This window comes from Streptomyces sp. NPDC051243 (genome assembly GCF_044455405.1).
GTDB lineage: Bacteria > Actinomycetota > Actinomycetes > Streptomycetales > Streptomycetaceae > Streptomyces.
Genome location: NZ_JBITES010000009.1, coordinates 45,599 through 56,672, shown reverse-complemented (window position 1 = coordinate 56,672; position 11,074 = coordinate 45,599). Strand labels below are relative to the sequence as shown.

The window sequence follows — 11,074 nt, the reverse complement described above, 5'->3', positions numbered from 1 at the left end:
CGGGCCTCCGCGCGTTCGGCCTCTCAACCCCGACGCGCCCCTGCGATCGCCCCGCGCCGCAGACCTGAACTGCGGCGTGGCAGATAGACCAGCGCTTCCGTACCGACGAAGCGCAGGACGAAGGTGATGACCAGGGCCAGTGCGGTGGCGGGCAGCACCGCCAGCCCGAACTGACCGACCAGCAGCGCGATCAGCGGGATGCGCAGGACCAGGTCGGCGTTGGCGAGCAGCGCGAACCGGACCGTGCGGTCGGCCCAGTGGCGGTGCTGCCGCCGGTCGCGGAACAGCAGCTTCTCGATCAGCAGGAAGTTCCAGGCCACGCCGAACTGGTTGGCGACGATCTCCGCGGGGAGGTAGTGCAGCCCCGCCTGCGTCAGCCCCCACAACGCGGCCAGGTTCGGCACGAAGCCCGTCAGCCCGATCAGCCCGAACACCAGCATCCGGGACAGCGGGTCGGCCGTACGCAGCCCTGCGAGATGCCGCAGGAAGCGCCGCCCCTCGGCCGCCGTGGACTTGGACTCCCCCGCGAACCGCTCCTGGAAGACGAACGGCACCTCGGTGACCGTGCGCGGACGGCTGCGCACCGCCAGCTCCAGCAGGATCTTGTAGCCGAGCGGCTTGAGCGCCGACGCGGCGATGTCGCTGCGGCGGATGGCGAAGAAGCCGCTCATCGGGTCGCTGATGCCGTGCAGCCGGCGCGGGAAGAGGGCCTTGGTCAGCCAGGTCGCCGCCCGCGACACCGCCACGCGGTAGCTGCCCGCGAGCCCGGCCCGGCTGCCGCCCTTGATGTACCGGGAGGCGACCACGAGCCCGGCGTTGGCGCGCTCGCCGGTGGCGACCAGGTCCGGGACGAGGGACGGCGGGTGCTGGCAGTCGCCGTCCATGACGACGATCCAGTCCGAACCGGCCGCCTTGATCCCCTCGACGACCGCGCCGCCGAGCCCGCCGACGGGTTCGTCGCGGTGGATGACGGTGACCGGGAACGGGCAGTCCTGCGCGGCCTCCTTGACGACCTGCGGGGTGTCGTCGGTGGAGTCGTCCACGAAGACGACCTCGCAGGGCAGCCGGGACGGCACCGACTCGGTGATCTGGTGCAGCAACTGCCGTACGTTCGCCGACTCGTTGAAGGTCGGCACGACGATGGTGACGGCGCCGGGCTCGGGCACCTCGACGGCCTCGACCGCCGGATCGCCGAGCTCCTCGGGCGCGGTGTACTCGTGGGTCATCGCACGCCTCCGGCGGCTGTCTGGATCTGGCGGATCTCGATGCGGTCGGCACCGCTGCCGAACACGGCGACCGGCGTCGAGTGCTCCATCGCCGCCTTGACGTTGGGCAGGTCGACCGCGTCACGCCGCACCGTCGGCGAGGCGACGACGTAGTCGAGGTCCTTCCAGCCGCGCGGCATCGTCTTCGTCACGGCCGGGTCGAGGTCGGCCTTGTAGAACCAGATGACGCCGCGCCCGGGCTGGTACCCGGCGTGCACCAGGTCCAGCCACAGCGCGTCGTCGACCAGCACCCGGGTGTCCTTCGGGTCCTCCACCTCGGTGGACAGCCACTTCGAGGCGGCCTGGTAGGGCGCGTTGGCGTCGGCGGTGACGGCGGTGCGGTCGCCGTCGTACCAGCGCGGGACGACATACGCCCCGGCGGCGATCGCGAGGACGGCCGCGAGCGCGTACCGCCCGCCGGTCAGGTACCGGTGCTCGGCCTCGGACCGCCACCGCCGCAGTACGGCGTGGGCGACGGAGGCCGTACCTCCGGCGAGCACCAGGGCGAGGAAGGGCAGCGCCTGGATGACGTACATCGCGGGCAGGTAGCCGCTGGGGCGCATGGCCACCAGGGCGAGGATCGCCACCGCGAACGACGGTCCGGCGAGGGCGCGTGCGGTGACCGACCAGCGCCAGGTGAACAGGAGCAGCAGCGCGCCCGCGAGTCCGCCGACGATGAGGACGCGGTCGTAGTAGAGCCACGACTGCAGGACGCCGTGCGAGCCGGAGCCCTGGTCGAGGATGAAGCCCGAACCCGGCCTGGTCATCTGGTACTTGATGCCGTCCCACAGCGAGACGTGCCCGCTGCCCGGGAACATCTCGCCCTTCAGCAGGGCGAACAGGGGGTACGAGAGGCCGATCAGCGCGCAGGCGGTGACCGCGCCGGTCAGGGCGAACTTGCGGGTGTCGCGGTGGCTGTGCCGCCACATGGTGACGAAGACCGCGGGGAGGACGAAGAGCATCGTCTCCTTGGTCAGCACGGCCGTGGCCGCGGCGATCCCGGCGCCGAAGTGGTGCCAGAGGTGACGGCTCGGCGAGGCGGCGAGGGCGAACGCGAGGAGCGTCCACATCACCGCGAGGTTGTCGAGGAAGATCTCCCGCTGGAGGACGACCGACAGCGGCGACAGGCCGAACAGGGCCATGCCGAGCCCGGCCGCCCAGCGCGGCAGGGACAGCCGCCGCCCGAGCACGTACACGAGGACCGCGCTGACCGCGCTGATGACGAGCATCGCGGCGCGCATCGTGCCGACGGTCATCGACTCGGGGCTGAGGGCGGCCGGTATCCAGGTCAGCAGGGCTATCTGGATCCAGCCGAGCGGCGGGTGGTCGTACCAGTACGTGTAGTGGGCGAGACCCCGGCCCTCCTGGACGGCCCAGGCCTGGGCGAGGTAGGTGCCCTCGTCGTCGCTGAGGGTGGGGTAGTCGGCGATGTTCCAGCCCTGCACGACGAGGATCGCGACGAGGAGTACGCCGCACAGGAGCAGGTCGGGGCGGGAGGAGCGGAGCCGGAGCGGTGGGTTCGTTCGACTGGCCGAACGCTCAATGGGGACAGGTTGTCTCTGCGCGGGGACCTTAGGAGTGGTCACCGCGGGAAGGGTGGAGGTCACGCAGGGACGTCCTCTCGGAGGTCTCGGGTGGCTTCGGCGTCGGTGAGATGCGCGCCGACGTGGGTGGTCAGCTCCCAGTCGTTCTGGCCGCGCTGCTCACGCCATACGGCGCGGACGGCGGCCCCCGCGAGGAGCACCTGGTAGAAGGGACCGCCCACGACGAGCTTCAGGTAGTGGACGAAGCGGACGCGAAGCCCGTACTGCTTGCCGAAGTCGTGCAGTCCGACGATCTCGAAGACGAACGTGACGAGCGCGGTGACGGCCGGCAGGAAGGTGATGAACGCGACGCTCACCGGCACGTCGAGGAAGACGGCGATCGCGATGTTGAGCGGGATGATGAGCCCGGTGAAGGCCTGCATGAACGGCGTCATGAGCGTGTACCGGGCGAGCAACCGCTGGCCGAAGGTGGGCAGTTGCTTCCAGTCCTTCTTCCGGTAGACCTGCAGGAAGCCCTGGTTCCAGCGGGTGCGCTGCTTGAGCAGCGACATCAGGCTGCCGGGCGTCTCCTCCTTGGTCACCATGTCGGAGTCGTAGGCGACGACGACCTTCTTGCCGACGCTGGACAGCCGCACACCCAGATCGCAGTCCTCGGCGAGGCAGTGGGGATCCCAGCCGTCGGCTTCCCTGAGCACATCGGTGCGCACGAAGACGGTGTTGCCGCCGAGCGGGATGAACCCCTTCTGCGCGTGCAGATGCAGCCGCGAGCGGAACCAGAAGAAGTACTCCAGGCAGTTGCGCAGGCTGTACCAGCTGGAGTGGAAGTTGATGAGCTGTACGCCGCCCTGGACGACATCGGCTCCCGTGGTCCGGAAGGCGTGGTCCACGTGCGCGAGCAGCTCCGGGTGGACCTGGTCCTCGGCGTCGAAGACCCCGACGACATCGCCGCGGCAGTGCGGCAGCGCCGTGTTCATGGCCTTCGGCTTGTTCTTCTTCTCGTGGGTGTCGACGACGACACGGACCCGCGGGTCACGTGCCGCGGCCCTCTCGGCGACCTCCGTGGTCTCCGGGTCGTCGTGCCCGACGATGACGATGATCTCGAAGTCGGTGTGTGTGGACTCCAGCAGGCGCTGGATGGTGTGGTCCAGCACGGCCTGTTCGTGCCGTGCCGGAAGCAGCAGCGAGAACGACACGTGCTCGCCACCGTCCGGTCTGCTGAACCGGGTGGAGGCGAGCACCTCGGGCGTACGCCACGCGTGCATCTGCCACCACAGAGTGAAAGCCGCCATCCAGAACAAGGCCAGCGAGACGACGGCTATGAAGACAGACGTCAGCAACAGATCCCCCCAGATCCCCAATGCCCCCTGTCGCGACGGTGCGTCACACCTGCCGCATAACTGTGTAGACATTAGGGGGGATCTGTGAAGCGTGCAGGCCCTTTCGATGAAGAGCGCGTTTCATCACAACGAGCCCCGAGAGTGAACAATTCGAACACAGGCTGCGTAAGTGCCCCATGCACATGGCCGTTTCAGCTGCTCAGCGCGGTTCGCAACCGGTCCGGATCGGTGGTCGGGGTGTCGCACGTGAAGTTACGGCAGACGTAAGCGGCAGGTTGACCCTGCTGCAGGGGCCGGTCAACGAGGAGCGGGAACTCGTCACTCTCCGGAGTGCCCACGGCCACGACCGCACCCGGGGCCGTGCCCAGAAGCGCCGTACGGTGCAAGGCTTTTGTGTCCTCGTCAGCCAGGGACGGACCGACGACCGCGACCTCGCGGGGCCCGTCGAGGTTGGCCTCGGCGACGGCAAGACCCCAGCCGATGAAGCGGGGGACGCGCGGGCCGAGGGCCTTGACGACGCCGAGCGCCTTCTCGGCGGCGGTGCGATGGGGCTCGGCGCCGGTCTGGGCGGCGTAGCCCAGCAGGGCGCCGGCCGCCGCGGTCCAGCCGGAGGGGGCGGCGTTGTCGGTGGGGTCCTGGGGACGGCGGATGAGCCGCTCGGCGTCGGCGGCCGTGTCGTACAGGGCGCCGGACTCCTCGTCCACGAACCGGGCGAGCACGTGATCGAGCAGGAACCCGGCGAAGTCCAGCCAGACGCCCTCGCCGGTGACGGAGGCGAGCGCGAGGAAGCCCTCGGCGACGTCGGCGTAGTCCTCCAGCACACCCGCGTTGGCGCCGACCCGGCCGTCCTTGCTGGTGCGGGCGAGGCGGGCGGCGTCGTCCAGGTGCAGCCGGACGAGCAGGTCGGCGGCGCCCAGGGCGGCGTCCACGAGGTCGGGGCGGTCGAAGTAGGCGCCGGTCTCGGCGAGGGCGGCGATCGCGAGGCCGTTCCAGGCCGCGACGATCTTGTCGTCCCGGCCCGGGGCGGGACGCCCGGCCCGCGCGGCGAGCAGCCGCTCCTTGACGGAGGCGATCTTCCCGGCGTCGAACACACCCTCGTGCTGGGGCAGTTGGAGGACGGAGGAACCGTGCTCGAAGGTGCCCTCCTCGGTGACGCCGAAGTAGTGGGCGGCGAGTTCGGCGTCGTCGTCGCCGAGGACCTCGCGCAGCTGCTGCGGGGTCCAGACGTAGTAGGCACCCTCCACGTGCCTGCCGGTGCCGTCGTCGCTGTCGGCGTCGAGGGCCGAGGCGAAGCCGCCCTCGCTGGTGCGCAGTTCGCGGACCATGAAGTCGGCGGTCTCGAGGGCTACGCGGCGGGCGAGCTCGGAGCCCGTGGCACGCCACAGGTGGGCGTAGACACGGCACAGCAGGGCATTGTCGTACAGCATCTTCTCGAAGTGCGGCACGACCCAGTCCCGGTCCACGGAGTACCGCGCGAACCCGCCCCCGAGCTGGTCGTAGATCCCGCCCCGCGCCATCCGCTCACAGGTGTCCCGCGCCATCTGCAGCGCGCCCTCGGCCCCGGTCCGAGCGTGATGCCGGAGCAGGAACTCGATCACCATGGACGGCGGGAACTTGGGCGCCCCGCCGAACCCGCCGCGCTGCGGGTCGTACTCCCGGGTGAGCCCGAGCAGCGCCTGCGCCAGCTCCTGCTCACCGGGGGCCTCGGTGCCGCCGTAGGAGATCTCCCGCTCGGCGAGATCCCGGGTGATCTTCCCGGCGACGTCGGCGACCTCGTCCCGCCGGTCGGCCCAGGCGCTCGCCACACCCTCCAGGACCTGCCGGAAGGACGGCATGCCGGAGCGGGGTGCGGGCGGGAAGTAGGTGCCGAAGTAGAAGGGCTCGGCGTCGGGGGTGAGGAACACGGTCATGGGCCAGCCGCCCTGGCCGGTGGCCGCCTGCACGGCCTCCATGTAGACGGCGTCCACGTCGGGGCGTTCCTCGCGGTCGACCTTGACGCTGACGAAGTGGGCGTTCAGGTAGTCGGCGGTCTCCTGGTCCTCGAAGGACTCGTGGGCCATGACGTGACACCAGTGACAGCTGCTGTAGCCGACGCTGAGCAGGACCGGTTTGCCGCTCTTACGGGCCTCCTCGAAGGCCTCGGCCGACCACGGCCACCAGTCGACGGGGTTGTCCGCGTGCTGGAGCAGATAAGGGGACGTCTCGTGAGCCAGTCGGTTCGGCATGGGGTCCATCCTGCCGCAGTACCCCTGTGGCGTCCGACATCACACAGCGCGGGCCGGTACAGCGGGTGTGCCAGGCGTCACCGGGCGGGCGGGAATCGCCGGGCAGGCCCTGAGGGCGGGATGATCCGTTCCGGCCCTCTCCACAGGGCGCCCCATGCGCAGCACACTTGACCAAGAACGCTGTTGCCGCCGGAGGGGGACGCACCATGCGAGACAGCCATCGGGCCGATGCCGAGCGGCTGTTGGCCCGGGCCGTGGAGGAGGAAGTGCGGCGCTCGGGCGGGCGCACCGACGGGCAGGTGCTGATGTCACGGGCGCGCGGGGAGCTGGACGCCATGGCCCAGGCGGCGGCCGAGGAGTACGAGGCGTACACCCGGGCGCTGGACGAGGCGGAGGCCGGCCGGCTGACCTTCGGGCAGCGCTTCGCCCGCGAGGGCGGCGGTACGCCGCTGATGGTGGCCGGTGTCGCCGCGGTCGCCGCACTCGTGTCCGACCTGGCCCTCGGCACCAGCACGGGAACGGCGGTCGGCGCGGGCGTGACCGTCGGCGTCGTGGGCGCCGCGGCGACGGTCGTGAAGGTGGCCGGCACCCACCTCCCCGCCGCACACCAGCGCGCCGGCGCCGTCGCCCAGCCCGGCGGCCCGGAACAGCTGCGGCTGCAGTGGCTGACGGCGCTGGAGGTACGGGGCATCCGCCCGTTCCTCGACCAGCAGCGGGTGATCAGCGCGTCCACCGGCCCGAAGAAGACGGGGCCGCGGCTGAAGGGCGCGGACAAGAGCGCGGCGGCGCGCGGGCGCAGTGTGCTGGAGCAGTCGTTCGGGCAACTCCCGGAGACGGTCGGCCCGTTCGCGGGGCGTCGGCAGGAGATGGCCCGGATCCGGCAGTGGGTGCAGGCGGCACGCGCGAGTACGGAGACGAAGCCGACGGTCGTCGTGCTGCACGGGGCGCCCGGCAGCGGTCGTACGGCACTGGCGATCCGCGCAGCCCACGACCTGAAGGACCAGTTCCGCGGCGCCTGCGTCGTGGACCTGCGCGGCGACACCGCCGACGAGCCGCCGCTGTCCACCAGAGACGCGCTGCTGCACCTGCTGAACCGTCTGGGCGCGCCGCGTGAGCAGCTCCTGTTCCGGGAGCGTTCGTCGGCCGACCAGCAGGTCAAGCGGCTGAGCGAGCTCTACCACCAGCACCTCACCGGCCTCCCCGTCACCGTCGTGCTGGACGACGCCTCGGACCCGGAGCAGGTCCGCACCCTCGTCCCCGAGCGCTCCGACAGCCTGGTCCTGGTCACCGCCCGCGAGCCCCTCGGTCTGCCCGCTGACCTCGCCGCCTGGGTGTACGAGCTGCCGGTGGAGTCGCTGGACGCGGCGGGCGCGGAGGAGCTGCTGACCGCGGCGGCGCAGGACTCGTCCGGCCCCTATGACGCCGAATCCGCCGACCGGATACGGCAGTTGTGCGGCGGTCTGCCGCTCGCCCTGCGCATCGCGGGCTCGTCGCTGGGCCCCCGGTCACCGCGCACCCTGGCGACGGACCTGGGCGCGTACGGCCCGGTGGAGCCGGTCGAGCGGGTGCTGTGGCTGCGCTACACGGACCAGTCGGAGGCGGCGCGGCGACTGCTGCGCAGACTGGCGCTCGCGGGCCGTGCCTCGCTGGGCGCGGCGGCGGCCGCGTCACTCCTGGCCACGGACGAGGCGGAGGCGACCCGGCACCTGGAGGCGCTGTCCCGGTCGGGCCTGATCGACCACGTCCGCGGCAGCCGCTACCGCCTGCACGACCTGGTCCGCGCCTTCGCCCAGGCCCGCCTCCTCGACGAAGAGGACCCGGCGGAGCGTACGGCGGCCCAGGAGCGCCTGATCGTGAACTACGCGGAGCTGGCGGACTCCGTCCTGCGTCTGGTCGACGGCAACATGTCGACCCGCTCGGACCGGTTCAGCCCCCACGGCTTCACCTCGCTGGACGACGCGCTGCGCTGGCTGGACGACGAGTCGAGCTTCATCACCGCGGCGCTCAGGCACGCGGAGGACGTGAACCAGGCGGCGGTCCTGAATCTGCTGGGCGCCCTGTGCGACTACTGCCTCCTCCGTGGCGACCTCTACCGTCTCGGCGAGATCAGCGAGCTGGCGGAGGCGGTCGACCAGGGACTGCTGGTCCGCTCGGTGCAGTGGCGCACCGGCATCGCGGCCCGCCAGCTCGGCGAGCTGGACAAGGCCCGCACGACCCTGACCTCGGTGGTCGACCTGTACATGGAGGCCCACCACGACGCGGGCGCCGCCCGGGCCCTGTGCTCCCTCGGCATCACCCTGCACCACCAGGGCAACCTCACCGAGGCGGCGACGAAGCTCCGCGAGGCCCTGGAGCTGCAGTCGGCCCCGGCGCTGTCCACGGACCGGGCCTGGACGATGCACGCGCTGGCGGCGGTGGAACGGGACCGCGGCCGGGTCTCCGAGTCGCTGGACCTGCTGACCGAGTCCCTGTCCCTGCACCGCGCCGGCGAGTCGATCCACGGCGAGGCCTGGGCCCACTTCCAGCTCGGCCAGCTGAGCCTGCGCATGGGCGACGTGTCGCGCGCGGAGTCGGAACTGCGGACGGCCCTGGACCTGTACGGCCGTACCCGCGACGCCCGAGGTGAGGCGTGGGCGCTCACCCAGCTGTCGCGTGCCCGCCTGGTCGCCGGCGACCCGTCCCCGGCGGTGGACGGGCTGCGCCGGGCGGCCTCCCGCCACCGCGACAACGAGGACGCGCGCGGCGAGGCCTGGTCCGTCTACTACCTGGGCCAGGCCCTGGAGGAGACCGGCAACCTGGACCTGGCGGTCCGCGAGCTGGAACGCTCCCGGACGATGTTCTCCCGCATGCGCGACGTGTACGGCCTCGCCTGCGCCCGCCACCACTCGGCCCGGGTGACCCGCGACCAACGGGCGGCCCAGACGGGCTCGTTGAAGAACTCCGGGTTCGCCCGTCAGCTGCTGATGGACGGCCGCGCCGACTTCCAGCGCATCGGCGTCGCACACGGCGAGGCGTGGACGTGTCTGGAACTGGCGGTGGTGGACGCCGGGAACACCCGTACGCAGCAGGCGCTGACGCTGTGCGACGACGCCCTGGCGCTGTTCGCGTCGTACGGCGACCGCAGAGGCGAGGACTGGGCCCGCTTCCTGCGCTGCACGCTGCTGCCGTACGCGGCCCCCGGCGGCGTGGAGGTCGGCACGGCGGTGGCGCAGGAGGAGCTGGCCCAGCTGGCCCGCGCCGGCCATCCGCTGCGGGACACGAAGCTGGACGACTACGTGGAGGCGTACCGGCTCCTGCTGGAACGCGGCGTGAACCTGGAGGCCGGCTGGCAGGCATGGCGGCTCGGCATGGTGCCGAACCGCCATGCGCGGGAGGTCATGGGGGTGCCGGTGACGGCGCGGCAGTGACGCGCGCCGGTCCGGCAGGGACGCGCTCCGGCCCCGCAGGGACGCGCCCCGGGCGTCCCTCAGCCCTGCTGCTGCTTGGCCGGGCCGCTCGTCTCGGCGCCCTCGCCGGAGGCCTGCGCCTCCGGGTCCGGGGCCTCCTTGAAGTCGACCCGGCTCATGTGCCGGTTCATCGACTTCATCAGCCCCCACACCGCCACCGCCATCACCGCGAAGACGATGAAGCCGAGGACACCAGGGGTGACCTTGTCCTCGTCGACCTCCTTGGCGAGGGTGACGAGCTGTGTCATTGCCAGGCTTGCGCTTGCGCTCATGTCAGGCATTGTCGCGGATGCCCGCAAAGAGGTCGTCCTCGGGGAGGGACGTATCGACGAGGGACTTCGCCAGCTCGTACTCCTCCGTCGGCCAGACCTCCTTCTGCAGCTCCAGCGGGACGCGGAACCAGCCGCCGTCGGGGTCGATCTGGGTGGCGTGCGCGATCAGGGCCTTGTCGCGAATCTCATAGAAGTCGCCGCACGGGACGTGCGTGGTGAGCGTGCGCGTCTTCATCCCGAACTCGTCCCAGCGCTTGAGCCAGTCGCCGTAGGGGGACTCCAGGCCGCGGTCGAGCATGGCCTGGTGCAGCGCCTCGGTGCGGGGGCGGTTGAAGCCCTGGTTGTAGTAGAGCTTCTGCGGCTGGTAGGCGGGCCCGTACTCCGCCTCCGGGTACTTCTCGGTGTCCGCCGCGCCCTCGAAGGCCACCATCGAGATCTTGTGGGTCATGATGTGGTCGGGGTGCGGGTAGCCGCCGTTCTCGTCGTAGGTGGTGATCACCTGCGGGCGGAACGAACGGATCTGCTTCACCAGCTCGCCGGCCGCCTTGTCGACGTCCTCGAGCGCGAAGCAGCCCTCCGGCAGCGGCGGCAGCGGGTCGCCCTCGGGCAGGCCGGAGTCGACGAACCCGAGCCACTCCTGCTTCACCCCGAGGATCTCGCGAGCCTCGTCCATCTCCTTCTTGCGTACCTCGTGGATGTGCTCCTCGATGTACTTGTCGCCCTGCAGCTTCGGATTGAGGATGGAGCCGCGCTCCCCGCCCGTGCAGGTCACGACCAGCACGTCCACCCCCTCGGACACGTACTTCGCCATGGTGGCCGCGCCCTTGCTCGACTCGTCGTCGGGGTGGGCGTGGACGGCCATCAGTCGCAGCTGGTCAGTCAAGACTCAATCCTTGTAGTCGGCGCCCCGGGGTCAACCGGTGCGATCGGCGGCTTCTATAGTGACCGAATCGGGGGCCGGATAATTCCGGGGTACGGCCCGGAG

General features: G+C 71.2%; 7 protein-coding genes. 1 reads left to right on the top strand and 6 read right to left on the bottom strand.

All coding sequences use genetic code 11. The features are described 5' to 3' along the window. Positions 1-23: 23 nt before the first annotated feature. From ACIBAG_RS23365 to ACIBAG_RS23350, 4 genes are all read right to left on the bottom strand, one after another. The gene (locus ACIBAG_RS23365) at positions 24-1,226 is read right to left on the bottom strand and encodes a glycosyltransferase (protein WP_399107429.1); all 1,203 of its coding nucleotides are present in this window, start codon (positions 1,224-1,226) and stop codon (positions 24-26) included. Then, positions 1,223-2,872 carry an ArnT family glycosyltransferase gene (locus ACIBAG_RS23360; RefSeq protein WP_399107428.1) on the bottom strand — a complete coding sequence of 550 codons (1,650 nt, stop codon included), beginning with the start codon at positions 2,870-2,872 and terminating at the stop codon, positions 1,223-1,225. The genes ACIBAG_RS23365 and ACIBAG_RS23360 overlap by 4 nt, the downstream gene beginning before the upstream one ends. Next, complete coding sequence (locus ACIBAG_RS23355; protein ID WP_399107427.1) at positions 2,869-4,146, bottom strand: glycosyltransferase; 1,278 nt, start codon at positions 4,144-4,146, stop codon at positions 2,869-2,871. The genes ACIBAG_RS23360 and ACIBAG_RS23355 overlap by 4 nt, the downstream gene beginning before the upstream one ends. A 191-nt stretch (positions 4,147-4,337) precedes the next feature. After that, the gene (locus ACIBAG_RS23350) at positions 4,338-6,371 is read right to left on the bottom strand and encodes a thioredoxin domain-containing protein (RefSeq protein ID WP_399107426.1); all 2,034 of its coding nucleotides are present in this window, start codon (positions 6,369-6,371) and stop codon (positions 4,338-4,340) included. A 206-nt stretch (positions 6,372-6,577) separates the two neighbouring features. Here ACIBAG_RS23350 and ACIBAG_RS23345 point away from each other — a divergent pair, with 206 nt between their 5' ends. Next, complete coding sequence (locus tag ACIBAG_RS23345; RefSeq protein ID WP_399107425.1) at positions 6,578-9,778, top strand: tetratricopeptide repeat protein; 3,201 nt, start codon at positions 6,578-6,580, stop codon at positions 9,776-9,778. 59 nt (positions 9,779-9,837) lie between these two features. Here ACIBAG_RS23345 and ACIBAG_RS23340 read toward each other — a convergent pair whose 3' ends face one another. Continuing rightward, positions 9,838-10,098, bottom strand: a complete 261-nt coding sequence (locus ACIBAG_RS23340) for a hypothetical protein (protein WP_399107424.1) — start codon at positions 10,096-10,098, stop codon at positions 9,838-9,840. After that, the gene (gene mca, locus ACIBAG_RS23335) at positions 10,091-10,951 is read right to left on the bottom strand and encodes a mycothiol conjugate amidase Mca (protein ID WP_399107727.1); all 861 of its coding nucleotides are present in this window, start codon (positions 10,949-10,951) and stop codon (positions 10,091-10,093) included. The genes ACIBAG_RS23340 and mca overlap by 8 nt, the downstream gene beginning before the upstream one ends. Between the last annotated feature and the right edge of the window lie 123 nt (positions 10,952-11,074).